The organism is Kitasatospora sp. NPDC097691, assembly GCF_040302665.1.
Classification (GTDB): Bacteria; Actinomycetota; Actinomycetes; order Streptomycetales; family Streptomycetaceae; genus Kitasatospora.
Map to the genome: position 1 here is coordinate 21,924 of NZ_JBEORY010000043.1, position 26,121 is coordinate 48,044.

The 26,121-nt window shown below is 72.3% G+C and carries 21 protein-coding genes, 2 tRNA genes and 1 pseudogene; 7 read left to right on the plus strand and 17 right to left on the minus strand.

The annotated features are described in order from the left end of the window. Positions 1-128: 128 nt before the first annotated feature. The 4 genes from ABTY56_RS26055 to ABTY56_RS26070 form a co-directional block, all read right to left on the minus strand. Positions 129-791, minus strand: a complete 663-nt coding sequence (locus ABTY56_RS26055) for an ATP-dependent Clp protease proteolytic subunit (RefSeq protein WP_218204740.1) — start codon at positions 789-791, stop codon at positions 129-131. Positions 792-847: 56 nt separating this feature from the next. Then, on the minus strand, positions 848-1,465 hold the full coding sequence (locus ABTY56_RS26060; RefSeq protein WP_046386806.1) for an ATP-dependent Clp protease proteolytic subunit: 618 nt from the start codon (positions 1,463-1,465) through the stop codon (positions 848-850). Between the two features lie 268 nt (positions 1,466-1,733). Continuing rightward, the gene (tig, locus tag ABTY56_RS26065) at positions 1,734-3,122 is read right to left on the minus strand and encodes a trigger factor (protein WP_350631599.1); all 1,389 of its coding nucleotides are present in this window, start codon (positions 3,120-3,122) and stop codon (positions 1,734-1,736) included. Between the two features lie 293 nt (positions 3,123-3,415). Beyond that, positions 3,416-3,489, minus strand: a tRNA-Pro gene (locus ABTY56_RS26070). A gap of 196 nt (positions 3,490-3,685) precedes the next feature. Between ABTY56_RS26070 and ABTY56_RS26075 the strand changes: the two genes are divergently transcribed. Beyond that, positions 3,686-3,756, plus strand: a tRNA-Gly gene (locus ABTY56_RS26075). A 94-nt stretch (positions 3,757-3,850) separates the two neighbouring features. Here the strand turns inward: ABTY56_RS26075 and ABTY56_RS26080 are convergent. Then, positions 3,851-4,420, minus strand: a complete 570-nt coding sequence (locus tag ABTY56_RS26080) for a DUF6197 family protein (protein WP_350631600.1) — start codon at positions 4,418-4,420, stop codon at positions 3,851-3,853. A gap of 190 nt (positions 4,421-4,610) precedes the next feature. Between ABTY56_RS26080 and ABTY56_RS26085 the strand changes: the two genes are divergently transcribed. Then, on the plus strand, positions 4,611-5,405 hold the full coding sequence (locus ABTY56_RS26085) for a DUF6348 family protein (protein ID WP_350631602.1): 795 nt from the start codon (positions 4,611-4,613) through the stop codon (positions 5,403-5,405). Between the two features lie 33 nt (positions 5,406-5,438). Here ABTY56_RS26085 and ABTY56_RS26090 read toward each other — a convergent pair whose 3' ends face one another. From ABTY56_RS26090 to ABTY56_RS26105, 4 genes are all read right to left on the minus strand, one after another. Continuing rightward, positions 5,439-5,636 (minus strand): hypothetical protein, encoded by a 198-nt coding sequence (locus tag ABTY56_RS26090; RefSeq protein WP_030058274.1) that lies wholly within the window; start codon positions 5,634-5,636, stop codon positions 5,439-5,441. A gap of 536 nt (positions 5,637-6,172) precedes the next feature. Further along, a complete protein-coding gene (locus ABTY56_RS26095) occupies positions 6,173-7,399 on the minus strand; it encodes a PP2C family protein-serine/threonine phosphatase (RefSeq protein WP_350631603.1) in 1,227 nt (408 codons plus the stop codon). Positions 7,400-7,706: 307 nt separating this feature from the next. Continuing rightward, positions 7,707-8,192, minus strand: a complete 486-nt coding sequence (locus tag ABTY56_RS26100) for a ribose-5-phosphate isomerase (protein WP_350631604.1) — start codon at positions 8,190-8,192, stop codon at positions 7,707-7,709. A gap of 47 nt (positions 8,193-8,239) precedes the next feature. After that, positions 8,240-8,839: a biotin transporter BioY gene (locus ABTY56_RS26105; protein WP_350631605.1), complete on the minus strand. Its 600-nt coding sequence runs from the start codon at positions 8,837-8,839 to the stop codon at positions 8,240-8,242. 266 nt (positions 8,840-9,105) lie between these two features. Between ABTY56_RS26105 and ABTY56_RS26110 the strand changes: the two genes are divergently transcribed. Then, positions 9,106-10,518, plus strand: a complete 1,413-nt coding sequence (locus ABTY56_RS26110) for an amino acid permease (protein WP_350631607.1) — start codon at positions 9,106-9,108, stop codon at positions 10,516-10,518. Between the two features lie 76 nt (positions 10,519-10,594). Here ABTY56_RS26110 and ABTY56_RS26115 read toward each other — a convergent pair whose 3' ends face one another. Next, positions 10,595-11,227, minus strand: a complete 633-nt coding sequence (locus ABTY56_RS26115; protein WP_350631608.1) for a mycothiol-dependent nitroreductase Rv2466c family protein — start codon at positions 11,225-11,227, stop codon at positions 10,595-10,597. Between the two features lie 223 nt (positions 11,228-11,450). Between ABTY56_RS26115 and pepN the strand changes: the two genes are divergently transcribed. Further along, a complete protein-coding gene (pepN, locus tag ABTY56_RS26120; RefSeq protein ID WP_350631610.1) occupies positions 11,451-14,015 on the plus strand; it encodes an aminopeptidase N in 2,565 nt (854 codons plus the stop codon). A gap of 248 nt (positions 14,016-14,263) precedes the next feature. Here pepN and ABTY56_RS26125 read toward each other — a convergent pair. The 4 genes and pseudogenes from ABTY56_RS26125 to ABTY56_RS26140 all read right to left on the minus strand — a co-directional run. Continuing rightward, a pseudogene (locus ABTY56_RS26125) lies at positions 14,264-14,632 on the minus strand (RNA-guided endonuclease TnpB family protein); the annotation flags it as partial. Positions 14,633-14,745: 113 nt separating this feature from the next. Further along, entirely contained in the window at positions 14,746-17,391 is a 2,646-nt protein-coding gene (acnA, locus tag ABTY56_RS26130) for an aconitate hydratase AcnA (protein WP_350631611.1), read from the minus strand. 183 nt (positions 17,392-17,574) lie between these two features. Then, a complete protein-coding gene (locus ABTY56_RS26135; RefSeq protein WP_350526073.1) occupies positions 17,575-17,730 on the minus strand; it encodes a hypothetical protein in 156 nt (51 codons plus the stop codon). After that, complete coding sequence (locus ABTY56_RS26140; protein ID WP_350631612.1) at positions 17,727-18,800, minus strand: hypothetical protein; 1,074 nt, start codon at positions 18,798-18,800, stop codon at positions 17,727-17,729. The genes ABTY56_RS26135 and ABTY56_RS26140 overlap by 4 nt, the downstream gene beginning before the upstream one ends. A gap of 29 nt (positions 18,801-18,829) precedes the next feature. On the opposite strand from ABTY56_RS26140, the gene ABTY56_RS26145 reads away from it, so the two are divergent. From ABTY56_RS26145 to ABTY56_RS26155, 3 genes are all read left to right on the plus strand, one after another. Then, complete coding sequence (locus tag ABTY56_RS26145; protein WP_350631613.1) at positions 18,830-19,177, plus strand: hypothetical protein; 348 nt, start codon at positions 18,830-18,832, stop codon at positions 19,175-19,177. Positions 19,178-19,405: 228 nt separating this feature from the next. Further along, the gene (locus ABTY56_RS26150) at positions 19,406-19,813 is read left to right on the plus strand and encodes a type II toxin-antitoxin system VapC family toxin (RefSeq protein ID WP_350631614.1); all 408 of its coding nucleotides are present in this window, start codon (positions 19,406-19,408) and stop codon (positions 19,811-19,813) included. 142 nt (positions 19,814-19,955) lie between these two features. Further along, on the plus strand, positions 19,956-20,492 hold the full coding sequence (locus ABTY56_RS26155; protein WP_350631615.1) for a superoxide dismutase family protein: 537 nt from the start codon (positions 19,956-19,958) through the stop codon (positions 20,490-20,492). Between the two features lie 108 nt (positions 20,493-20,600). Here ABTY56_RS26155 and argF read toward each other — a convergent pair whose 3' ends face one another. The 3 genes from argF to ABTY56_RS26170 form a co-directional block, all read right to left on the minus strand. Then, complete coding sequence (gene argF / locus ABTY56_RS26160) at positions 20,601-21,602, minus strand: ornithine carbamoyltransferase (RefSeq protein WP_350631616.1); 1,002 nt, start codon at positions 21,600-21,602, stop codon at positions 20,601-20,603. A gap of 148 nt (positions 21,603-21,750) precedes the next feature. Beyond that, positions 21,751-24,375 (minus strand): polynucleotide kinase-phosphatase, encoded by a 2,625-nt coding sequence (locus tag ABTY56_RS26165; RefSeq protein ID WP_350631617.1) that lies wholly within the window; start codon positions 24,373-24,375, stop codon positions 21,751-21,753. Beyond that, on the minus strand, positions 24,372-26,090 hold the full coding sequence (locus ABTY56_RS26170; RefSeq protein ID WP_350631618.1) for a 3' terminal RNA ribose 2'-O-methyltransferase Hen1: 1,719 nt from the start codon (positions 26,088-26,090) through the stop codon (positions 24,372-24,374). The genes ABTY56_RS26165 and ABTY56_RS26170 overlap by 4 nt, the downstream gene beginning before the upstream one ends. Between the last annotated feature and the right edge of the window lie 31 nt (positions 26,091-26,121).

Sequence of the window (26,121 nt, forward strand, 5' to 3'; positions counted from 1 at the left end):
GGCGAATTGATACCGAACAGATGCCGTGGCACGGGCCCGCCGATGGGTTGGGGCGGGACGCGCACCAGGGGTGCGCGTCCCGCCCCGACGGGGCCCTCCCGCCCCTCGGGGCGCGGAGGGAGCCGACCTCAGGAGGTCAGCGAGGTCTTGCGGGTGGAGATGATCTGGTCGATCAGGCCGTACTCCGCGGCCTCCTCGGCGGTGAGGATCTTGTCGCGCTCGATGTCCTCGCGCACCTGCTCCACCGACTTGTTGGAGTGCTTGGAGAGCATCTCCTCCAGCTGCTCGCGCATCCGGAAGATCTCCTTGGCCTGGATCTCCAGGTCGGACACCTGACCGCGGCCGGTCTCGGTGTACGGCTGGTGGATCAGGATCCGGGCGTTCGGCAGCGCCATCCGCTTGCCGGGGGTGCCGGCGGCGAGCAGCACTGCCGCGGCGGAGGCCGCCTGGCCCATGCAGACCGTGGTGATGTCCGGCTTCACGTACTGCATCGTGTCGTAGATGGCCGTCAGCGCCGTGAACGAGCCGCCGGGCGAGTTGATGTACATCTGGATCTCGCGGTCCGGGTCCATCGACTCCAGGCACAGCAGCTGCGCCATGATGTCGTTCGCCGAGACGTCGTCGACCTGCGAGCCGAGGAAGATGATGCGCTCCTCGAACAGCTTGGCGTACGGGTCGTACTCGCGGATGCCCTGCGTGGTGCGCTCGACGAAGCGCGGGACGATGTAGCGGCCCTCGGCGCGCATGTCCTCGACGCGGGCCTGGGCGGCCGACAGGCTGGGGATGTTCATGGGGATTCTTGTCCTCCGGGGCGTTGGGGCAGTGGTCTCGTTGGCCGGGCCGAGGCTCAGGCGCCCGTGCCGCCGCCGCCGGGAACGTCCGCGGCGCTGTGCATGATCGCGTCGATCAGGCCGTACTCCAGGGCCTCCTCCGGCGTGAACCAGCGGTCGCGGTCGGAGTCCCGGGTGATCTGCTCGAAGGACTGGCCGCTGTGGAACGCGATCAGCTCGGACATCCGCTTCTTGGTGCGGAGCAGCTGCTCGGCCTGGATGCGGATGTCGGTGGCGGAGCCGCCGAGGCCCGCGGAGGGCTGGTGCATGAGGATGTTGGCGTTCGGCAGCGAGAAGCGCTTGCCCTTGGCACCGGCGGTCAGCAGGAACTGGCCCATCGAGGCGGCCATGCCCATCGCGATGGTGACGACGTCGTTCTTGATGTACTGCATGGTGTCGTAGATCGCCATGCCGGCCGAGATCGAGCCGCCCGGGGAGTTGATGTAGAGGAAGATGTCCTTTTCCGGGTCCGCGGCCAGCAGCAGCAGCTGGGCGGTGATCTTGTTGGCGATGTCGTCGTCGACCTGCTGGCCGAGGAAGATGATCCGCTCGTTGAGCAGCCGGTTGTAGACCTGGTCGCCAAGGCCGCCGAGCACGTCACCAGCGGCGGCGTGCGGCGCCATCGGGCCAGGCATCTGCATCTGCGGGAACGTCACTTAGCCACCTGCTCAGTCGATTTGGAGGGCCGTTCCGCGGCTCTCACGATGTCGCACAGCTTCCGGGTATCACGTCGTGATTGTTGCTGTCCAAGGACCCTAACGCGCACGCCCGGCCGCAGAATCCCTCACGCAGAACTGTTCGCTGTGAGCGCAGGGTCGTGGCGTCCCGCGGGCGGGAAGACAGCGGGCCCGGACACCATGACGGCGTCCGGGCCCGCTGCGTGCCTCAGGGGGCTGCCGGGGCTCAGGCCTCGGTCTTCTCCTCGGAGGTCTCCTCGGCGGCGGCCTCGACGGTCTCGCCCGTCTCGTCCTCGTCGTCGAAGTTGATCTCGTTGCCCTCGGTGTCGACGACCTTGGCGGCCTCGACCACGGTGGCCAGCGCCTTGCCGCGGGCGACCTCGCCGACCAGCATCGGCACCTGGCCGCCCTGGACGACCTGCTGCGCGAACTGGTCGGGGGTGAGACCCGAGCCGGCGGCGCGGCGGATGAGGTGCTCGGTCAGCTCCTCCTGGTTAACACCCAGCTCCTCGTTGGCGACGATCTGGTCCAGGACGAACTGGGTCTTGATGCCCTTCTTCGCCTGCTCCTCGATCTCCGCGTCCCACTCCTCGCGGGACTTGCCCTGGGTCTCCAGGTAGGTGTCGATGTTCAGGCCCATCGGCTCCAGCTGGTGGTGCTCGACGTTGTGCTTGCGGGTCTCGATCTCGTCCTTGAGGAGCTTCTCCGGGTACTCGATCTCGACCAGCGTGAGCAGGGCGTCCAGCACCTTCTCCTGGGCCTGGGTGGCCTGGTCGTACTCCTTCATGCGCTCCAGGCGCTTGCGGGAGTCGCCGCGCAGCTCCTCCAGGGTGTCGAACTCGCTGGCCAGCTGGGCGAACTCGTCGTCCAGCTCGGGCAGCTCCTTCTCCTGGACGGCGGTGACGGTGACGGTGACCTCGGAGGTCTTGCCCGCCTGGGTGCCACCCTTGAGCTCGGTCTCGAAGGTCTTCTCCTCGCCGGCGGACAGGCCGATGACGGCCTCGTCGATGCCGTCGATCAGGCGGCCCGAGCCGATCTCGTAGCTGACGCCGGTGGCGGTGCCGTCGTCCGGCACCTCGCCGTCGACCTTGGCGACGAGGTCGACGACCACGATGTCACCGGCGGCGGCGGCGCGCTCGACGTCCTTGACCGAGGAGAAGCGCTCGCGCAGCTGCTCCAGGGACTTCTCGATGTCCTCGTCGGAGACGGCGATCGGGTCGACCGTCACCTCGATGGAGGAGAACTCCGGCAGGGTGACCTCGGGACGAACGTCGACCTCGGCGGTGAACTTCAGGTCACCACCGTCGGCGATCGTCTCGACACCCTCGATGTTGGTGATGTCGGGCTGGCCGAGGACCTCGATCTTGCCCTCGTCGACGGCCTGCGTGTAGAAGCGCGGCAGGGCGTCGTTGACGGCCTCCTCCAGCACGGCACCACGGCCGAAGCGCTGGTCGATGACGCGAGCCGGGATCTTGCCCTTGCGGAAGCCCGGAACCGTGACCTGCTGGTTGATCTTCTTGTACGCCGCGTCGAGGCTGGGCTTGAGCTCCTCGAAGGGCACCTCGACGGTGAGTCGAACCCGGGTCGGGTTCAGAGTCTCGACGGCGCTCTTCACGGTTAGGTCTCCTAGGGGCTTGCGGTCAGGTTGTCTCCGCCCGTCCCCGCCGTCCGGCCGGAGCCGTACGGGTGGGTCGGACGAGACGGGCGATGGGCGGTTGGAGCTGCATCTCCCGTGGGGTGGACGGTGAGCTTGACTCCTCGCCCTCGTGCGGTTGACCTGGGTGGACGCCACAGGGACTACCGCCAGCGCCCCATCCTACCGGTACCACGAAAGGCGGACGCCAGGCGCCACCGTACCGGCCGAACAGAACAGGGCCCCGCCCCGGTGGGCGAGACCCTGCCGCACTGTCGGGGTGACCGGATTCGAACCGACGGCCTTCCGCTCCCAAAGCGGACGCGCTACCAAACTGCGCCACACCCCGTGGTGCCGAGAGGAAGCGTACACGGCGGGCCTGTTCGGCTCGCCGCCTATTCGGGCGCGGGCGCGGGCGCGACGGCGCCGGATCCCGCGCGGGCGCGGGGGGCGGAAACGGGGTGTGCGGAATGCGGTGTGCACACGGGCGGCCGGACCAGGTACGCTGTTCCCCGAACTTCCGGCCGTCACGGCTGGGGGATCATGCGGGCGTAGCTCAATGGTAGAGCCCTAGTCTTCCAAACTAGTCACGCGAGTTCGATTCTCGTCGCCCGCTCTCCGCCCGGCCCCGGTGCGCATTCAGCGCGCCGGGGCCGGCTGCGTTTCCGGGGGCCGCACCGGCCCGGGGCCCCGGGGACTCCCCGCGCCACTCAGAGCCCGAGGCGGGCGGCCCGGGCGGCGGCCCGGTCGAGCAGCAGGTGGACGTCGCCCTCCCGGGTGGTGGCGCGGTCGTTGAACTCGTCCGGGGAACGCACCGGGCGGCCGGTGCCGTGCAGCACCTCCATCAGCTGGACCCGCGCGGTGCGGACGGTCGCCGGGGTGCCGTAGCCGTGCGCCAGCACGGCGGCCTGGGCGCCGAGCAGGCAGACCCGGCCGGCCTCGTCCCACATCGCGCCCTGCAGCCAGCCGTGGGCGCCGATGTAGCGGGAGGCGAGCCGGAGGTGGTCGGCCGCGGTGACCGGGACGGGCCGGGCGGGGCGGCGCAGCGCCCGGTCGAGCAGGGTGGCGCGGGGCACCGGGTGGCCGGCCTGCCAGGGGCGCGGGGTGCTGCCGTACGGGCAGACGTACGGCGCGGGGGTGCGTGCGGGGGCGGGCAGCGAGGCGAGGTACGCCTCGATCTCGGCGACCAGGGCGGAGCCGTCCGGGCCGGGCGGCAGCGGCCGGAGCCGGACCGGTCGGAGCGGGGGCGGAGGGGTCGTCAGGTCGGTGGTGCGGGGCATGCGGGCTCTCCGGGCGGAAGTCGTTCGGGTTCCGCTGCCCAAAGTGGGGCATTCAGGACATTTTCGCGACCGGAGGGCCGGGCGGTCCGGATGGTTTCCCGGTTGGGTGCCGGGCCGATAGCCTCGGGCCCGTTCGAGCGCAGTTCGAGCGCGAGCTCAGCGGCCGCGCTCCCGAGGTGGAGGAGTCCCGGTGCGTCCGCAGGAGCGACTGGCCGTCATACAGCACTGCGTGGTGCGGGAGATGGCGCGGCTGGGCCAGGTGTTCCGCCTGGACGGCGAGGTCGTACGCGGCCCGGGCACCACGGCGGTGGCGGTGCGTGAGCACCCGGGGGACGACGGCGCCGGGCACGTGGACCTCGGCTTCGTGCTGCAGCTCGGCCGGGCGGACGCGCCGGTGGTGTGGGACTGCGCGGCCGGCCTCGGCAAGACCGAGGAGGAGAAGCTCGCCAACGCGGTGAAGATGTGGGCGACCACCACCGCCTCGGTGCTGGTCGAGCTGGCGGAGGGCCGCGGGGTGCACGCCGACCACCCGGACCTGCCCGAACTCCCGGGCTGGCGCGCGGTCCAGGGGCCGGCGGCGGTGTTCGGCTTCGGCAACGAGCACCTGGCGGGCTGGCTCGCCGAGAACCGGGTGCTGTCGGCGCTGGCGCCCGCGCTGCGGTCGGAGCTGTCCGGGCCGGGCCCGGTCGGGGTGAAGCTCTTCCTGGGCGGGAAGGCGGGGGACGACGTCGCCGAGGTCCGGGTGGGCGGCGAGGTGTCCGAGGCGGCCTCGGCGGCGCTGCGCGCGCTGGACTGGCCACGGGGCGAACGGCTGTGCTGGGCGCGGCTGTTCGTCCTGCTGACGGCCGAACGGGAGGACCCGGAGCAGGCCGCCGCACCGGCGGGTGCCGTGGCACCCGCACCGATGCGCGTTCCGGCCCCGGCGGCGGCGCGGCCCCGGGGTTTGTTCGCTCGCTGGCGGCAGGCCAGGCGGGCCGGCCGGTGACCCCCGGGCGGGGGTGCGGACGGCCCGGGCTGATCAGCCTCCGGTGATGCTGGAGATGCTGTGCGCGAGGTTGGCCAGCAGGGAGTTGATCGAGGTCGCGACCGTGGTCTCGTGCAGCATGAAGCCGAACAGGGCGGCGACGATCGCGTGCGGGATCTTCATCTGCTTGTTGCGGATGAAGATGATGCTCAGGATCGCGAACAGGACCAGCGCGGAGACGGAGAGTGCCACCCGGACTCACTTCCTCGTTTTCATAGCGGGGTGCCACCACCCGGCGACACCAGCGAAAGCCGGACCCCGGCATGTCCGACGGTCCCGAGGCGGAATCGCGGACCGTCCGACGCACCGCCGGTGAGGGAGCCCACGATCGACCGCTGTCTGTCGTGCCGCACGTGACGCCCCCTATCCCCCGAATCCTGAACAGTCCCGCCCGGACTCAGTGTGGTCGACCGTGCCGATTGCGTAAAGGTCTGACAGTCGGCCCAACGCCGATATCCTGCGCTGCGGGACGAGTTTCCGCCGACCGGGACGATAGCCGAGTCGTCCTGACGAATCGTCGGCGGGGCCGTGCTGAGCGGCCGGGAAACGGTCGGGGGCGGTTAACGGAAGCCGCTGGTCCGGTCCGCCGACGGGCCGTCCGATTTGGCCGAAGATCAGCTGCCAGGCTTGACAGTTGCTGCCCCCGGCATGTGCCGCCGCCCCACCCGTGGGACGGGCCGTCGAGGGCTAGCGCCGCGCGCACGGCCCACCCCGGCCACGCGGTGGCGCTAGTCGCGCCAGAGCAGCAGCACCGCGCGGTCGTCGTTGATGTCCCGCGCGACCGTCTCGATCAGCGCGGCGGCGGCACCGGCGCCCGCTCCCGTGCCGCCCCCCGGCACCAGCCGGTCGGCCTCCCCCATCAGCCGGTCCATGCCCTCGGTGAGGTCCCGGCCCGGCGCCTCCACCATGCCGTCGGTGCACAGCATCAGGACGTCGCCCCGGTTCAGCCGGCCCCGCACGCCCTCGAACTTGGCACCGTCGTAGATCCCCAGCAGGGGTCCCTCGGCCTCCTTGACCTCCCAGCGGCCGGCGCCCGCGAGGCGCTGCATGCCCGGCAGGTGCCCGGCCGACAGCAGCTCGTACTCGCCGGTGTCCAGGTCCAGCACCAGGTGGACGGCGGTGGCGAAGCCCTCCTCCCAGGACTGGCGCAGCAGGTACCCGTTGGCGGCGGGCAGGAAGTCGTGCGCGGGCAGCGAGCCGACCAGGCCGCCGAAGGCACCGGAGAGCAGCAGCGCGCGGGAGCCGGCGTCCATCCCCTTGCCGGAGACGTCCGCGAGCACCACCTCCAGCAGGCGCCGGCCGGGGCCGGTGCGGGCGGCGACCACGAAGTCCCCGGAGAAGGACTGGCCGCCGGCCGGGCGCAGCGCCATGTCCGCGTGCCAGCCAGCCGGGAGCGCGGGCACCCGGCTCTGCACCCGCAGCCGCTCGCGCAGGTCGAAGAGCATGGTGGAGCCGCCCCACCAGGGCACGCCGACCCGGGCCCGGAACTGGGCCAGCAGCAGGCCGCCCACCCCGGCGGCGCCGACCACCAGGGCCGCACCGGGGGTGACGCCGTAGACGTAGGCCTCCGGGTTGTCGCTGGCGACCCGCTGGCCGGTGTGGATCACGGACTCGGCGGACAGGCCGAGCGCGGCCAGGGCGTAGAGCACCACCAGGCTGCCGGGGCGCAGCAGCAGGGCGCCGGCCAGGATCGGCAGGACCAGGGAGGTGGGCGGCGCCCAGTCGGGGATCCAGATGTTGAGCAGGATCAGCAGGGGGAGGAGCAGGGCGAGCGCGCAGAGCACCGGCCAGTCGGCGGCGCCGCCGCGGAAGTAGTCCACACCGGCCGTGCGCAGCCTTCGGCGGACCCGGCGGAGCCTCTTGCGCAACCGGGCCGTCACGGGCTCGGACGCGGGGGTGGCGCCGGGCCTCGTCGCAGTCGTCTGGGGCGGTGCGCCCGGCGGTCTGCCAGCCATGGGGCCCGACCCTATCCACGGGCACGGCCCTGCGTCGACGGCCCGGACGCGGGCGGGTGCGCCGGTGCGCGGGGCGCTCAGCGGCTTTCGGCCGATCGGAACGGTTGCGGGCGCGCCGTCAGGAGGCCTGCACCGGTTGGATGTACGGAACGGGCGGGTGGCGTGTGCACCCCGCGCGCGGGATCGTCCGCGCGCCGGGTCCTGTGGCCGATCCCACAGGGCGGACGGCTCCGGCGGGGGTGCCCGGGACGGCGGCGGCCGGCCGCGCGGGAGTGCGCGGCCGGCCGTGGGAGGACGGGTGGGGGGATCAGCCCTGGGGGTGGTGGGCCGGGATCGGCGGGAGCTCGCCGGTGGTCTCGTACTCGCTCAGCATCTCGATCCGGCGGGTGTGCCGCGGCTCGCCGCTGTAGGGGGTGTTGAGGAAGATCTCGACGAACTCGGTGGCCTCCTCCGGCGTGTGCATGCGGCCGCCGATGGAGATCACGTTGGCGTTGTTGTGCTGGCGGCCGAGCTCGGCGGTCTGGGTGCTCCAGGCCAGCGCGGCCCGGACGCCCTTGACCTTGTTGGCGGCGATCGCCTCGCCGTTGCCCGAGCCGCCGATCACGATGCCCAGGGCCTCGGAGTCGGCGGCGGTGCGCTCGGCGGCGCGCAGGCAGAACGGCGGGTAGTCGTCCTCGGCGTCGTAGATGTGCGGCCCGCAGTCGACCGGCTCGTGGCCGGCCCCCTTCAGCCACTCCACGAGGTGGTTCTTCAGTTCGTATCCGGCATGGTCGGAGCCCAGGTACACGCGCATGCCATGAGTGTGGCATGCGCGTGCGCCCGGGCCCGACAACGGGGGCTTCAGCGGCGGCCGAGGAGCTTCCAGGCCAGCGGCAGGGCACCGGCGGCGAAGGCGGCCTTGAGCGCGTCGCCGACCAGGTACGGGTAGAGGCCGAGCTCGGCGGCGCGGGCGAGCGGGACGTGCAGCGAGAGGGCCAGGTACGGGACGCCGACCGCGTAGACGGCGAGGCTGCCGAGGGCCATGGTGACGACGGTGTTCACCGGGGTGCGGTCGGCGCCGCGGCGGGCCAGCGCGCCGGTCAGGGCGGCGGCGAGGACGAAGCCGAGCACGTAGCCGAGCGAGGGCATCGCCCAGCCGGAGGTGCCCTCGGCGAACCAGGGCAGGCCGGCCATGCCGGCGAGCAGGTAGAGGGCGAGCGAGGCGGCGCCGCGGCGGGCACCGAGCGCGGTACCGACCAGCAGGGCGGCGAAGGTCTGGCCGGTGACCGGCACCGGCGAGCCGGGGACGTTCACCGACAGCTGGGCGGCCACGCCGGTCAGCGCGGCGCCGCCGGCCACCAGGGCCAGGTCGCGGACCTGGCCGCCGAGGCGGGTGGAGGCGGCGGGCAGCAGGTCGGCGAGGACGGCGCGGCGCGGTATCGGGGTGGTGGCGGTGGCCATCGGGGGATCCTCCGTGGGGTCCAGGTGAGTGAACACCTGTGAACCTACGCGGTGATCCACTGCGCGAGCTGCACGGTTTCGGACAAAGCCCCGCCCTCGGGCGTTGTCGGTTCCGGCCCGAAATGACCGGCAGTGACGGGTCGGACACCCGACGCGACCGCCCGGTCCGCAATGTGGGCCCGCGCCGGACATTCTTGGCACGGGCGGAGGTGTCCCCGGATATTGGACAGCTCATGTCGCATACCGCACAGTCTGGAACCGCACCTATGGCCCCCACCTCCGCGCCCACGGCGCCCGGGACCACCGACGCCACCGAGTCGGCGCCGGGAAGCCAGCAGCTCTCGCACGGGCTGAAGCAGCGTCACCTGTCGATGATCGCCCTCGGCGGGGTGATCGGCGCGGGCCTCTTCGTCGGCTCCGGCGCGGGCATCGCGGCAGCCGGCCCGGCGATCATCCTGGCCTTCGTGCTCTCCGGCCTGCTGGTCATGCTGATCATGCGGATGCTCGGCGAGATGTCCGCGGCCCGCCCCGCCTCGGGCTCGTTCTCGGTGCACGCCGAGAAGGAGATCGGCCCCTGGGCCGGGATCACCGCGGGCTGGATGTACTGGGTGATGCTCTGCTGCGGCGTCGCCGCCGAGGCCACCGCCGCCGGGAAGATCGTCAACGGCTGGATACCGGGCGTCTCCTCCTGGGTCTGGGTCGCCCTGTTCATGGTCTTCTTCTGCGCGAGCAACCTCACCGCGGTGAAGAACTTCGGCGAGTTCGAGTTCTGGTTCGCCACCATCAAGGTCGCCGCGATCATCGCCTTCCTGGTCCTCGGCGGGCTCGGCATCGCCGGGGTGATCGGCCCCGGCGCCCCCGGCGCAGAGAACCTCACCGGCCACGGCGGCTTCCTGCCCACCGGTGTCAGCGGACTGATCGTCGGCCTGCTCGCCTCGGTCTTCGCGTACGGCGGCCTCGAGACCGTCACCATCGCCGCCGCCGAGTCCGACGACCCCAAGAAGAACGTCGCCAACGCCGTGCGCACCGCGGTGTGGCGGATCGCGATCTTCTACATCGGCTCGATGGCCCTGGTGGTCACCCTGGTCTCCTGGAAGGACCCGGCGGTCGTCACCGACGGTCCGTACGTCACCGTGCTGCGCCACCTCGGCGTGCCCGGCGCCGGGGCGATCATGCAGGTCGTGGTGCTGATCGCGCTGCTGTCGGCGATGAACGCCAACATCTACGGCGCCTCCCGGATGGCGTACTCGCTGGTCGGCCGCGGCCAGGGCCCCAAGGCGCTGGCCAAGATCGGCGGCGGGGTGCCGCGCCGGGCCGTGCTGGCCTCCTGCCTGTTCGGCTTCGGCGCCGTGCTGGCCGCCAAGTTCTGGCCGGAGACGGTGTTCACCTGGCTGATGAACACCACCGGTGTGGCGATCCTGGTGGTCTGGCTGTTCATCTGCGTGGTCCAGCTGCGGATGCGCCGCCGGCTGGAGCGCGAGGCGCCCGAGCTGCTCACCGTGAAGATGTGGGGCTACCCGTACCTGACGTGGGTCGCGATGGCCGCCGTGGCCGGCATCCTCGCGCTGATGACCACCACCGAGGGCAACCGGGAGCAGTTGTACGCGGCCGGGGTGCTGGTCGCCGCGCTGATCGGCGCCGGACTGCTCAAGCAGCGCCGGGACGCCGCCGCCCGCTGAGCCCGGACGCCGAAGGGCCCGGTACCGCTGCCGGTACCGGGCCCTTCGCGTCGCCGCCGTCATCGGCGGCGGGGGGCTACTCGAAGGACGGGCCGGCCGTCCGGGTGCGCTTGATCTCGTAGAAGCCGGGGGTGGAGGCCACCAGCAGGGTGCCGTCCCACAGCCGGGCCGCGGCCTCGCCCTTCGGGGCGGGGGTGACCACCGGGCCGAAGAAGGCGACCCGCTCGCCGTCCGCGCCCTCGACGGCGATCACCGGGGTGCCGACGTCCTCGCCGACCAGGGTGATGCCCTCCTTGTGGGAGGCGCGCAGGGCCTCGTCGTGGATGTCCGTGTCGGCCGCGTCGGCCAGCTCGACGGGCAGGCCCGCGGCCACCAGGGCGGCTGCTATGGTCTCCCGGTCCTGCGGCAGGCCCTGGTTGTGGAAGCGCACGCCCAGCTCGGTGTAGAGCCGGCCGAGCACCTCCTCGCCGTGCTTCTCCGCGGCGGCGATGCACACCCGCACCGCGCCCCAGGCGTTGTTCAGGAGCTCGCGGTAGTTGTCCGGGAGGTCCCGGTGCTCGTTCAGCACCGACAGGCTCATCACGTGCCAGCGCACGTCGACCGGGCGCAGCTGCTGAACCTCGATCAGCCAGCGGGAGGTCATCCACGCCCACGGGCAGGCCGGGTCGAACCAGAAGTCGGCGGTCTTGCGCTCAGCGGCAGCAGTCACTGCGTGTCGTCCTTCGTGAGGTGATCCGGGCAGGGGTGGTTCCCCCACAGGCCCCAACACCCGCCGGACGCCGCTGATTCCGGTACGGACGCGTCGGTCTGTGCAATGGTACCGGCGGCCCGGGGCGTGACAGGATGGTCCCGCGTGCACGGAGGACACCGCGCACCGAGACCGCACCACCCACACGCGCACCACCGTGCGAGCCGGACAAAGGAGTACCGCCGTGCCGGGCAAGAACCTCAGCCGCGACGAAGCCCAGCAGCGGGCCAGCATCCTGGCCGTGGACGGCTACCGGGTCCGGCTGGACGTGACCTCGGCCCCGGACCGCGAGGCCGCGACGTTCCGCTCCACCACCACGATCTCCTTCCGCTGCTCCGAGCCCGGCGCGGCCACCTTCCTCGACCTGCTCGCCCCGGCCGTCCGCTCGGTCACCCTCAACGGGCGCACCCTCGACCCGGCCACCGCCTACGACGGCGCCCGGGTGCACGTCGAGGGCCTCGCCGCCGAGAACGTGCTGACCGTCGAGGCGGACTGCGCCTACAGCCGCACCGGCGAGGGCCTGCACCGCTTCGTCGACCCGGTGGACGGCGAGACCTACCTCTACACCCACTACGAGCCGGCCGACGCCCGCCGGGTGTTCGCGACCTTCGAACAGCCCGACCTGAAGGCCCCGTTCACCTTCACGGTGACCGCCCCGGCCGCCTGGGACGTGTGGTCCAACGCCCCGCACGAGTCCGTCACCGCCGAGGACGGCGCCCGCACCTGGGAGTTCGCGCCGACCAAGCCGATCTCCACCTACCTCACCGCGGTCGTCACCGGCCCGTACCACGTCGTCCGCGACCACTACAGCCGCGAGCTCGCCGACGGCACCACCCTGGAGATCCCGCTCTCCGCGATGTGCCGCAAGTCCCTCGCCCCGTACTTCGACGCGGACGAGATCCTCGGCATCACCAAGCTCGGACTCGACTTCTTCCACGAGGAGTTCGACTACCCGTACCCCTTCGGCAAGTACGACCAGGCCTTCGTGCCCGAGTACAACATCGGTGCCATGGAGAACCCCGGCTGCGTCACCTTCCGCGAGGAGTTCGTCTTCCGCTCGAAGGTCACCGACGCCGCCTACGAGGGCCGGGCCAACGTCATCCTGCACGAGATGGCGCACATGTGGTTCGGCGACCTGGTCACCATGCGCTGGTGGGACGACCTGTGGCTGAAGGAGTCCTTCGCCGACTTCATGGGCTCCTACGGCCTGATCGGCGCCCGCACCCGCTACTCCTCCGCCTGGGTCACCTTCGCCAACCAGCGCAAGGCCTGGGCCTACCGGCAGGACCAGTTCCCCACCACGCACCCGATCACCGCGGACATCCGGGACCTGGAGGACGCCAAGCTCAACTTCGACGGCATCACCTACGCCAAGGGCGCCTCCGTCCTCAAGCAGCTGGTGGCGTACGTCGGTTCGGATGCCTTCTTCGAGGGCGCCCGCCGCTACTTCAAGCGCCACGCCTTCGGCAACACCGAACTCACCGACCTGCTGGACGTCCTGGAGGAGACCAGCGGCCGCGACCTCAAGGCCTGGGCCGCCGCCTGGCTGCAGACCGCCGGCGTCAACGCGCTCACCCCGCAGGTCACCAGCGACGCCGAGGGCCGGATCACCGAACTGGCCGTCCTGCAGGACGGGGAGGTCCTGCGCCCGCACCGGATCGCGGTCGGGCTGTACGACCGGGACGCCGACGGCGCCCTGGTGCGCACCGACCGGATCGAGCTGGACGTCACCGGCGCCCGCACCGTCGTCACCGCGGCGGCCGGCAAGCCCCGTCCGGCGCTCGTCCTGCTCAACGACGACGACCTGACCTACTGCAAGATCCGCTTCGACGAGGACTCCCTGGAGACCCTGCGCACCGGCCTCGGCGACATCGACGACCAGCTGGCCCGCGCGCTGGCCTGGTCCGCCGTCTGGAACCTCACCCGGGACGGCCTGATGCCGGCCCGCGACTACGTCGCCCTGGTGCTGCGCTTCGCCGGCCAGGAGGGCAACATCGGCGTGCTGCAGTCGCTGCACGCCCAGGCCAAGACCGCCGTCGACCTGTACGCCGACCCGGCCTGGCGCGGCGAGGGCGGCCGGCTGCTCGCCGACGGCGCCCTGCGCGAGCTGCGCGACGCCGTCCCCGGCAGCGACCACCAGCTGGCCTGGGCCCGCTTCCTCGCCCAGACCGCGGGCGGCGCCGAGCACCTCGGCCTGGTCCGCGGCCTGCTGGCCGGCAGCGCCCGGATCGACGGCCTGGACGTCGACCAGGAGCTGCGCTGGTCGCTGTGGCTGGCCCTGGCCGCCGCCGGCCAGGCCACCGACGAGGAGCTGGCCGCCGAGCTGGCCGCCGACAACACCGCGAGCGGCAAGCGCCAGTACACCCAGTGCCTGGCCGCCCGGCCCACCCCGGAGGCCAAGGCCGCCGCCTGGTCGGCCGTGGTCGACTCGGACGAGCTGCCGAACGCCCTGGTCGAGGCCGAGATCGCGGGCTTCGCGCTGCCCGCCCACCGCGACCTGACCGCCCTCTACGCGGCCCCGTACTTCAAGCTGCTGGAGAAGATCTGGGCCGACCGGACCATCGAGATCGCGATGCGCTTCGTCAGCGGGTTCTTCCCGAGCGCCCAGACCGGCGAGCAGACCCTGGCCGAGGCCGACGCCTGGCTGGACGGGCACCCGCAGGCCGCGCCGGCGCTGCGCCGCCTGGTGGTGGAGCGCCGCGACGACCTGGCCCGCGCGCTGCGGGCGCAGGCCTGCGACCGGGCCTGACCGTCCTCGGGTGAAGGGGGCCCACCGGTGCGGTGGGCCCCCTTCCGCGTGTCAGTCGCGGTGCAGGCCGCGGTAGAGGGCGGCGATCGCGCTGCCCCGGTCGTCGTCTCGTACCGGACCTGTTCTGTCAACTTGGCCGGCCCTGAGGGTCCGAGCTTGCGAGTAGGGCGCGACTGGCTGGCGCGTGGCCTCCCACATCTGAGAGCTGCCGTCAGGCTGGCTCTGGGACGCATGACTGACGCCCCGCTGCAGCGGTCATCGAACGGCTGTGCCGCTTCGGGTCGGAAGGCGACGGGATTGGACTCGGCCTTGGTCCGGCGCTTCGATCCCGGCTTGCCGAGGTTCCCGGCCTGGATGTTCGCCTTCAACGAGGTGTAGGCGTCCCGGACCTTCTTGATCGTGTGCTGTGCTGCCTGTGCCCCCAACCCACGGGACTTCAGCTCCGGGTAGGCGTGCTAGCGAAGCTCGTACTCACGCGGAACACCGCGCTCGAATGCGATGCCGGCCACCCAGTTCGCCGCGTCGTTGACGGTCCGCAGGGTGAACTCCAGCGCCGACGCCTGCTCGGGCGTCGGCAGGAGCTTCACCTGCGCCACGATCTTCACGGCCGTGATCATACCGTCGCCCTACGTCACCATTGGGACGAACGTCGATATTCGCAGGGCAAGAGCCATGAAAGGGGCCGGACCGCGGGTACGGTCCGGCCCCTTCAGGCGCTGTGCAGGTCGGCTCAGCCGATCAGCGAGCGCAGCACGTACTGCAGGATGCCGCCGTTGCGGTAGTAGTCCGCCTCACCGGGGGTGTCGATGCGGACGACCGCGTCGAACTCCTTGTCACCCGCCTTGACCTTGACGGTCTTCGGGGTGCGGCCCTCGTTGAGCTCGGTCACGCCGGTGAAGGAGAAGGTCTCCTCGCCGGTCAGGCCGAGGGAGTCGGCGTTCTCGCCCTCCGGGAACTGCAGCGGCAGGACGCCCATGCCGATCAGGTTCGAGCGGTGGATGCGCTCGTAGGACTCGGCGATGACGGCCTTGACGCCGAGCAGCGCGGTGCCCTTGGCGGCCCAGTCGCGGGACGAGCCGGAGCCGTACTCCTTGCCGGCCAGGACGACCAGCGGGGTACCGGCGGCCTGGTAGTTCTGCGAGGCGTCGTAGATGAACGACACCGGCGCGTCGGCCTGGGTGAAGTCGCGGGTGTAGCCGCCCTCGGTGCCCGGCGCGATCTGGTTGCGCAGGCGGATGTTGGCGAAGGTGCCGCGGATCATCACCTCGTGGTTGCCACGACGGGAACCGTAGGAGTTGAAGTCGCGCTTCTCCACACCGTTGGCGGTCAGGTACTGCGCCGCCGGGGTGCCCGGCTTGATGTTGCCGGCCGGGGAGATGTGGTCGGTGGTGACCGAGTCGCCCAGCTTGGCCAGGACGCGGGCGCCGGCGATGTCGGTCACCGGGCTCGGGGTCTTGGCCATGCCCTCGAAGTACGGGGGCTTGCGGACGTAGGTGGACTCGGCGTCCCACTCGAAGGTGTTGCCGGTCGGGACCGGGAGCGACTGCCAGCGGTGGTCGCCGGCGAAGACGTCCTGGTAGCCCTTGTCGAACATGGCCTCGTCGATGGAGCCGGCGACGGTGTCGGCGACCTCCTGCTCGGACGGCCAGATGTCGGCGAGGAAGACGTCGTTGCCGTCGGCGTCCTGGCCCAGGGCGTCCTTGGTGATGTCGATGTTCATGTTGCCGGCGAGGGCGTAGGCGACCACCAGCGGCGGGGAGGCCAGGTAGTTCATCTTGACGTCGGGGTTGATCCGGCCCTCGAAGTTGCGGTTGCCGGAGAGCACCGAGACGACCGCGAGGTCGGACTCGTTGACGGCGGCCGAGACCTCCTCGGGCAGCGGGCCCGAGTTGCCGATGCAGGTGACGCAGCCGTAGCCGACCAGGTTGAAGCCCAGCTTCTCCATGTACGGGAGCAGGCCGGCCTTCTCGTAGTAGTCCATGACGACCTTGGAGCCGGGCGCCAGGGTGGTCTTGACCCAGGGCTTGACGTGCAGGCCCTTCTCCACGGCCTTCTTCGCCAGCAGGGCGGCGCCCAGCATGACGGAGGGGTTGGAGGTGTTGGTGCAGGAGGTGATCGAGGCGATCACGACCGCGCCGTTGTCGATCTCGTAGGTCGAGCCGTCGGGGGCCGTGACGGCGGTCGGCTTCGAGGCCTCGGCGGAGTAGGTCGGCAGCGCCTCGGCGAACTTCTCGGCAGCCTCGGCCAGGATCACGCGGTCCTGCGGGCGCTTCGGGCCGGAGATCGACGGGACGACGGTGGAGACGTCCAGCTCCAGGTACTCGGAGTAGACCGGCTCGACCGACGGGTCGTGCCAGAGGCCCTGCTCCTTGGCGTAGGCCTCGACCAGGGCGAGCTGCTGCTCGTCGCGGCCGGTCAGACGCAGGTAGTTGATGGTCTCGGCGTCGATCGGGAAGATCGCGCAGGTCGAGCCGAACTCCGGCGACATGTTGCCGATGGTGGCGCGGTTGGCCAGCGGGATGGAGCCGATGCCGTCGCCGTAGAACTCGACGAACTTGCCGACCACACCGTGCTTGCGCAGCATCTCGGTGATGGTGAGCACCAGGTCGGTGGCGGTGGTGCCGGCCGGCAGCTCGCCGGTCAGCTTGAAGCCGACCACGCGCGGGATCAGCATGGAGACCGGCTGGCCGAGCATCGCGGCCTCGGCCTCGATGCCGCCGACGCCCCAGCCCAGCACGCCCAGGCCGTTGACCATGGTGGTGTGCGAGTCGGTGCCGACGCAGGTGTCGGGGTACGCCTGGCCGCCGCGGACCATGATGGTGCGGGCCAGGTGCTCGATGTTCACCTGGTGGACGATGCCGGTGCCCGGCGGGACGACCTTGAACTCGTCGAAGGCGGTCTGGCCCCAGCGCAGGAACTGGTAGCGCTCCTTGTTGCGGCCGTACTCGATCTCGACGTTCTGGGTGAACGCGTCCTTGGTGCCGAACTTGTCGGCGATGACCGAGTGGTCGATGACCAGCTCGGCCGGGGCCAGCGGGTTGATCTTGGCCGGGTCGCCGCCCAGCTCCTTGACGGCCTCACGCATGGTGGCGAGGTCGACCACGCACGGCACACCGGTGAAGTCCTGCATGATCACGCGGGCCGGGGTGAACTGGATCTCCTGGCTCGGCTGGGCGTTCTCGTCCCAGCCGCCGAGGGCCCGGATGTGGTCGGCGGTGATGTTCGCGCCGTCCTCCGTGCGGAGCAGGTTCTCCAGCAGCACCTTGAGGCTGTACGGCAGCCGCTCGGAACCCTCGACGGCGGAGAGCTTGAAGATCTCGTACGACTCGTCGCCCACCTGCAGCGAGCTGCGGGCGTCGAAGCTGTTCGCGGACACGACTGACTCCTTCTGGGTGCTTCGTGCGATATCCGGCCGCCACGCGGTGGTAAGGTCAGCCTTAGTTAGGCTTGCCTTGCCCGCATCGCCGGTGAGCGCCTCTCGGCAAGTATCTTGATGTCGAGATATATCGTAAGGGGCAGTTATCTCGATGTCGAGATAAACCATAGTGCATGCCGTGACTCACTGGTCGTCCGGGCCGCGCCGCTTGCGCTCCAGCCTGATCAGCCAGACCGCTCCCGCCACCACGGCCGCCGCCATCAGCAGCACCACCACAAGCTCACCACCGGAACCGTCGGTCGGCGAGGGGGCGATGTCGGCCAGCAGGATCGTCCTCATGTCTTCACCTCCCCTCCCTGTGCGTTCTCCTCCGGTCCACCCGCCGGTCCCCCGGCCCACGGCCGGTCCGCGACCCGGTCCGCACCGAGGCCCAGCACCAGCATCAGCAGCACCGGGAACTCCAGGTAGGCGTGGTAACCGGCCAGCGCCGCGTACAGCGACCGGCCCTGGGCGTAGTCCACCGCGAACAGCAGCGCCAGCAGCGCGCCGGCCCCCACGCCCAGCGCCCACGCCCGGCCGCCGCGCAGCGCCGGCACCCGGGCGTCGAAACGCTCCGCCGCCTCCGGCGCGTACCGGGGCAGGAACCAGACCCAGACGACGTAGTGCATCGTCTGCAGGAAGGCGAACACCGCGAGGAAGCGCAGCCCCGCCTCCGGCGTCAGCAGGGCCGGCGGGGTGTAGGCCGCCGCCAGCCGATCCGTCCAGCCGCCGGGCCGCTGGGACAGCAACCCGTCCAGCAGCCCGCTCAGCAGCAGGGCCGGCACCAGCAGCACCCAGCCGGACTGCACAGCCAGGAACGCCCACCGCCCCCGCGGCAACCGGCGCGACCACTCGGCCAGGAACAGCAGCGGCACCACGTTGTGCAGATGGGCCAGCACCACGAAGTGGTACGCGGGGAAGGCCAGCGAGGCCGCCCCGGCCCCGACCAGCAACACCGCGCTCCCGGCCAGCGCCCGCGGCCGACCGCGCAGCCCGTACCGGCAAGCCGCCGCCAGCAGGCCGTACGCGAGCAGGATCTCCGCCGTCTGGGCGGCCCGGGAAGGCGGCAGCAGGCGACACAGCACGATGCCGGTCACCAGCGCCAGCAGCAGCCGCAGCAGCGGGCCGGCCAGGACGACCGCGAACCGGCCCGCCACGTAGCGCAGCTCCAGCACGTTGTGCAGCACACCGAAGGCGGCCAGGCCCAGCACCGCCAGGCCGGTCGGCGCCCGCAGGGCCACCACCAGCGCCAGGGCGGCCGACAGCGCGAACCCCACGAACGGCGCGGCACCCAGCCGGGTGGCCGGGCCGGGCCCGGGCCAGACCGGCGCGGCCGCCGACGCCGGTGCGGGTACGACCCCGGTGGCCATGGTCCCCTCCCCGTGGCACGATCCCCGCCGTGCCCTATGCCCTCGCTCTGGCCCTCACCCTGCTGGTCGAGGTCCCCGTCTACATCGTCGCGCTCACCCGGGCGGGCGGGCTGCGGCCGTCCCGGGCCGCCGGTGCCGCCGTCCTGGTCAACCTGCTGACGCACCCGCTGCTCTGGTGGTCCCTGCGGCCGTACGCCGCCGGGCCCGCCGCAGCGTACTGGACCGCGTTCGGCCTCGGCGAGGCCGGCGTCTGCCTGGTCGAGGGTGCCCTGCTCGTCCCCCTCGCCGGGCTGCCGCCGCGCACCGCACTGCCCTGGGCCGCCTCCGCCACCGCCAACGCCGCCTCGGTGCTCGCCGGATTCCTGCTCGGAGGCTGATCCGCCGGCGCCCGCCGAGCGGGCCCGCGCCCGGTCCGTCCCCGTGGGCCCGCGCCCCGTCCGGCTCCGTGGGCCCGCGCCCCGTTCGGCTCCGTGGGCCAGCGCCCCGTCCTCCTCCGTGGGCCCGCGCCCCGTCCGGCTCCGTGGGCCAGCGCCCCGTCCTTCTCCGTGGGCCCGGCCCCGGGCCGGTACGGTGGCCCGTGACGTGACAGGCAGAGGGGGCCTCCGATGATCGTGGTGGACGCGTCCGCGCTGGTGCTGGCGCTGGCCGACGAGGGCCCGCGCGGGGCCGCCGCCCGGGCCGAACTCGCCTCCGACAGCGAGTGGTTGGCGCCCGAGCACATCGTGGTCGAGGTGATGCAGTCGCTGCGCGGCCTCTACCTCGCCAAGGAGCTGACCGCCGCGCGGGTCGCCGAACTCACCGGCGAGCTGGCCGCGGTGGCGATCCGCAAGGTCGAGGTGGCGCCGCTGCTCGGCCGGATCTGGGAGCTCAAGGACAACTTGACCCCGGACGACGCCGCGTACGTCGCGGTCGCCGAGCGGTACGGGGCGCCGCTGGTCACGGCCGACCTGCGGCTGATGCGGGCCAGCGGGCCGCGCTGCGAGATCCGGGGGATCCGGCGCGAACCGGCCTGAGGACAACGCCCTTCCCCTCGGCGTCCCGCCCCGTGCCCTTCCCCTCGGTGTCCTTCCCCGCGGTGTCCTGCCCCGCGGTGTCCTCCGCGGGCCGGCGCCGTTAGCAGGGTGACCGTCGCCCTGCCCGTGGAAGGCCCGACCGATGACCGCTCCGCTCGCCGCCGCCCTGCTGCCGCTGGCCCTGCTCGCCCCCGCCGCCTCGCCGGTCTCCGTCGTCGAGGCCGACTTCGACCCCGCCACCGCCTTCGTCCCGCCGTCCGCCGTCAGCTACGCGGCGGACCTGGTGCCGTACGGCTCGCACGCCGTGGTCGTCACCGACCGCTCGGTGCCCGGGCGGACGGTGCTCACCCTGACCGCGTCCGGGCTCGCCCCCGACCACGAGTTCCCGGCGCACCTGCACACCGGCGGCTGCGGGGCCGACCCGGCGTCCTCCGGGCCGCACTACCAGGACCTGCGGGACCCGGTGCAGCCGTCCACCGACCCGGCGTACGCCAACGAGCGCAACGAGCTGCGACTGGTGCTGCGCACCGACGAGCGCGGCGAGGGCACCGCCACCACTGCGGTGGACTGGCAGCCGCGGCCCGGGGAGGCGCGCTCGCTGGTGCTGCACGCGGGCACCCCGGTCGCCGGCCGGCACGGGGCGGGCGACCGGGTGGCCTGCGTCAAGCTGGAGCACTGAGCACTGAGCACCGAGCACCGAGCACCGAGCGCTACGAAAGCCCAGGGCCTCAGGAGCCCAGGGCCTGGACGCCGGAGGCTTCGGGCTGCGGGCTTCAGGCTTCAGGCTTCAGGAGCCGAGGGTGGCGACCAGGACCGCCTTGATGGTGTGCAGGCGGTTCTCGGCCTGGTCGAACACGATGGAGTGCGGCGACTCGAACAGCTCGTCGGTGCACTCCAGCTCGGTCATGCCGGTCGCCTCGTACATCTGCCGTCCGACCACCGTGCCGAGGTCGTGGAACGCGGGCAGGCAGTGCAGGAACTTCACGGCCGGATTGCCGGTGGCCCGGACGGTGTCCATGGAGACCTGGTAGGGCTTGAGCAGCTCGATCCGCTCGGCCCAGACCTCCTTGGGCTCGCCCATCGAGACCCAGACGTCGGTGTAGAGGAAGTCGACGCCGGCCACGCCCTCGGCCACGTCCTCCGTCAGGGTGATCCGGGCGCCGGTCGACTCGGCCAGGGCCTGCGCCGACTTCTGCACGTCCTCGGTCGGCCAGAGCGCGCGCGGGGCGACGATCCGGATGTCCATGCCGAGCAGCGCGCCGGTGACCAGCAGCGAGTTGCCCATGTTGGAACGGGCGTCGCCGAGGTAGGCGAGGGCGACGTCGGTCAGCGGCTTGACGGTGTGCTCGGTGACGGTGAGCACGTCGGCCAGCATCTGGGTGGGGTGCCACTCGTCGGTGAGGCCGTTCCAGACCGGGACGCCGGCGTGCGCGGCGAGCTCCTCGACGACCTCCTGGCCGTGACCGCGGTACTCGATGCCGTCGAACATCCGGCCGAGCACCCGGGCGGTGTCCTTGATGGACTCCTTGTGGCCGATCTGGGAGGCCGACGGGTCCAGGTAGGTGGTGGTGGCGCCCTGGTCGTGGGCGGCGACCTCGAAGGCGCAGCGGGTGCGGGTGGAGGTCTTCTCGAAGATCAGCGCGATGTTCTTGCCGCGCAGCCGGGGCTGCTCGGTGCCCGCGTACTTCGCCGCCTTGAGCCCGGCGGCGAGGTCCACCAGGAAGCGGAACTCCTGGGGCGTGAAGTCGAGCTCCTTGAGGAAGTGCCTGTTCCGGAGGTTGAAGGCCATGCCGGGCTCCTGGGGTGACGGGACGAGGGGGAAGGCTGGCAAGTGTATACGATGTTCGGAATTTCTATACAGGAACAGGGCGGGTGAGGGGAGTCCCGTTCTCCGGGACTCCCCTCACCCGTGCTCCCCCTGCGGGGTCACGGCACCGCTACAGGCGCGGGTCGACCGGCTCGGACTCCAGCGCCAGGACCGCGAACACCGGCTCGTGCACCCGCCACAACGGCTCCCCGGCCGCCAGCCGGTCCAGCGCTTCCAGGCCCAGCGCGTACTCGCGCAGCGCCAGCGAGCGCTTGTGGCCCAGCGCGCGCTGCCGCAGCCGGTCCAGGTGCTCGGTGTAGTCCGGGCCGTAGATGATCCGCAGGTACTCCCGACCGCGGACCTTCACCCCGGGCTGCACCAAGCCGCCCGGACGGCCCTCGCCGCGCGAGGTCCGCACCAGCGACGCCAGCGGCTTGACCACCATGCCCTCGCCGCCCGCCCCGGTCAGCTCCTCCCACCAGGCGGTGGCGGCGGCCGTCGAGGCCTCGTCCTCGGTGTCCACCAGGATCCGGCCGGTGCGGTGCAGCACCGGCTCCTTCCCGTCGGTGGCACCGGCGGCGTCGGCATCCGCGGCCACCAGGCGGTCGATCCAGGCCAGGTGCTCGTCGTGCGGGCGCACCGCGAGGTTCGCCCCCTCGGCGGCCAGCAGCTGGAACGGCGCCAGCCGGATGCCCGACAGGCCCTCGGTCGGCCAGCAGTAGCGCCGGTACGCCTCGGTGAACGCGCTCGCGTCGGCGGAGCGCTGCCGCTGGCGGGCGGTCAGGTCGGCCAGGTCCAGACCGCGCCCGGCCGCCCGCTCCAGCGCGGACAGCACCTCCGGCAGGGCGGCACCCGCCGCCGCACCCACCGCGGCGTACTGACGACGGAGCAGCTCCACCGCCTTCAGCGACCACGGCATCAGCTCGGCGTCCAGCAGCAGCCAGCCGGTGCCCAGCTCCTCGAAGAGGCCGGCGCGCTCGGCGGCTTCCCGCACCCGGTCGAGCACGGCGGCGGTCAGCCCGTCGTCCTGGAGGAAGGCGCGGCCGGTGCGGGTCCAGATCGCGCCGGGGCCGGCCACACCGAAGCGGCGCTCCAGCGCGGCGCCGTCCCGGGCGACCAGCAGCACCGCGCGCGAGCCCATGTGCTTCTCCTCGCACACCAGGTGCCGCACACCGTCCGCACGGTAGGCGAAGAAGGCCTCCTCCGGGTGCTCCAGGTAGCCGTCCCGGCGGGAGGTCGCGCTCGGCGCCATGGTCGGCGGCAGGTAGGCGAGCAGTCGCGGGTCCAGCGCGAAGCGGCTCATCACCTCCAGCGCGGCCGCCGCGTTCTCCTCCCGGACGGCGACCCGCCCGTGCAGGGCGGTCTCCACGATCCGGCGACCGGCCACGTCGGCGAGGTCCAGCGGACGGCCCTCGCGGGCACCCGGCGCGTCGGTGATCATCGGACGCACCGGGGCGTACCACTCGCGCTCGGCCTCGACGCTCACCAGCTCGCGCTCCGGGTAGCGCAGCGCGGTCAGGCTGCCGCCGAAGACGCAGCCGGTGTCCAGGCAGATGGTGTTGTTGACGAAGCTCGCGGTCGGCACCGGGGTGTGGCCGTAGACCACCAGGGCCCGGCCGCGGTACTCCTCCGCCCACGGGTAGCGCACCGGCAGGCCGTACTCGTCGGTCTCGCCGGTGGTCTCCCCGTACAGCGCGTGCGAGCGGACCCGGCCGGAGTTGCGGCCGTGGTACTTCTCCGGCAGACCGGCGTGGCAGACCACCAGGGCGCCGCCGTCCAGCAGGTAGTGGCTGACCAGGCCGCGCATGAAGGCGCGCACCTCGGCCTTGAACTCCTCGGACTCGCCCGCCAGCTGGTCCAGCGACTCCTGCAGGCCGTGCGAGACGGTGACCTTCTTGCCGTCCATCGCCCGGCCGAGCTTGTTCTCGTGGTTCCCGGGCACGCAGACGGCGTGGCCGGCCGCCACCATGCCCATCACCAGGCGCAGCACGCCCGGGGTGTCGGGTCCGCGGTCGACCAGGTCGCCGACGAAGACGGCGGTCCGGCCCGCGGGGTGCGCGGCGTCCACCGGGCGGCCCTGCGCGTCCCGGGTGAGGGCGTAGCCGAGGCGGGTGAGCAGGGTCTCCAGCTCCGAGCGGCAGCCGTGGATGTCACCCACGATGTCGAACGGGCCGGTGAGGTGCCGCAGGTCGTTGTAGCGCTTCTCCAGCTCGATCTCGGCCGACGCCACCTCGGCCTCGCCGCGCAGGATGTGCACCTTGCGGAAGCCCTCGCGCTCCAGGCCGCGCAGGGAGCGGCGCAGCTCGCGGTTCTGCCGCGGGATCACGTGGGCGGGCAGCTGACGGTCCGGGCGGGAGCGGTTGCGCTCGGCGCACACCCCCGGCGGCACGTCCAGGACGATCGCGATCGGCAGCACGTCGTGCTCGCGGGCGATCCGCACCAGCTGGCGGCGTGCCTCGGGCTGGACGTTGGTGGCGTCCACGACCGTCAGCCGGCCGGCCGCCAGGCGCTTGCCGACGATGTAGTGCAGGAGGTCGAAGGCCTCGGCGGAGGCGGACTGGTCGTTCTCGTCGTCCGCGACCAGGCCGCGGCAGAAGTCGGAGGAGACGACCTGGGTGGGCAGGAAGTGACGGCGGGCGAAGGTGGACTTGCCCGCACCGCTGGTGCCGATCAGGACGACGAGGGAGACGTCGGTGACGGGGAGGCGGCGGGGGTTCGTGCTCTCGGTGGTTCCGTCGACTGCGGCGTCGGTCATCGGGGTTCGCCTCCTTCGGGCGTCGTCGGGTCGGTGGTCGCGGGCGGGTCGGTGGTCGCGGACGGTTCCGTGGTCGCGGACGGTTCCGTGGTCGCGGACGGTTCCGTGGCGGCGGACCTTTCCGTGGCGGCGGACCTTTCCGTGGCGGCGGACCTTTCCGTGGCGGCGGACGTTTCCGTGGCGGTGGTGAACAGGGCGAGCTGGGTCGGTGCACCGACCTCCTCGTCCTGGGGGCCGACCGGGCGCAGCACCACGGTGTACCCGTAGGCGGCCGCGACCTTCCCGGCCCAGGCGCGGAACTCCGCGCGGGTCCACTCGAACCGGTGGTCGGCGTGCCGGACGCTGCCTGCCGGCAGGGTCTCCCAGCGGACGTTGTACTCGGCGTTCGGCGTGGTGACCACGACGGCCCTCGGGCGGGCGGCACCGAAGACGGTGTACTCCAGGGCGGGCAGCCGCGGCAGGTCCAGGTGCTCGATCACCTCGCACAGCACCGCCGCGTCGTAGCCCTTCAGCCGGGCGTCGGTGTACGTCAGCGCACCCTGCGCCAGCTTCACCCGGGCCGCCTGCCGCTCCGGCAGCCGTTCCAGGCGCAGCTTGCGGTTCGCCGCCTGCAGCGCCCGCACGGACACGTCCACGCCGAGGATCTCGGTGAAGCGGGCGTCCTTCAGCAGTTCGCCGATCAGCTCGCCCTGGCCGCAACCGAGGTCGGCGACGCGGGCGGCGCCCGTCTCGCGCAGGGCGTCGAGGATCGCGGTGCGGCGCTGCTCGGCGAGGGACGGCGGGCGGGGCTGCACCGGCTCCGCGTGGTCCGCACAGTGCTCCCGGCTGTGCTCCGCGGCGTGCTCGTCGCCGTGATCCCGGCCGGTCTCCTCCGCGGGCCGGTCGTCGACCGCGTTGTCGATCTCCTCGACCTCACGGTCGTCCGCCTCCGCCAGCCGGGCCAGCTCCAGACGCTCCATCGCGGCCCTGGTCAGCGACCAGCGCCGGGCCAGGTAGCGGCGGGTGATCAGGGCGCGCTCCGGGTGGACGGCCAGCCAGCCCTCGCCGGCGGCGAGCAGCTTGTCCACCTCGTCCGGGGCGACCCAGTAGTGCTTGGCGCCGTCCAGCACCGGCAGCAGCACGTAGAGCTGCTGGAGCGCGTCGGCGAGCCGCACGGTGTCGGAGGAGAGCGCGATCCGCACGTACCGGGAGTCGCCCCACTCCGGGAACGCCTCGTCCAGCGGGATCGCCGCCGCCTCGACCCGCCAGCCCAGCGGCTCGAACAGCCGGGCCACCATCCCCGGACCGCCGCCCTCGCCCGCGCCGTTCGCGGGCACGGCGGGCAGCTCGATCCGCAGCGGGCGGGCCTGCCCCGGAAGGTCGGGGCGGACCGGGCAGGCGCCCTTCATCGCGGACCGGAACACCGTCCGCAGCGCCACCGCGAGCAGCGAGGACGCGGCGTACGGGCGGTCGTTGACGTACTGGGCGAGCGCGAAGTCGGGCGACCCGCCGCGCCCCTTGCCGTCGCCCCGGCCCTTGCGGACCAGTGCGACCGGGTCGATGTCCAGCAGCAGCGCCGCCGTGCAGACCTCGTCCCCCGCCTCCGGGTAGAAGACGTGGGCCTCGCCGTGCGACGTCGTGAACCGCTGGACCTTGCCGGGATGCTTGTGCAGCAGGAACCCGAGATCCGTCGCCGGGCTCTCGGTGCTGCCGGTGGTGGAGATCGACATGAACACCCGCCGAAGTATTGCCCAGCACCACTGCCCT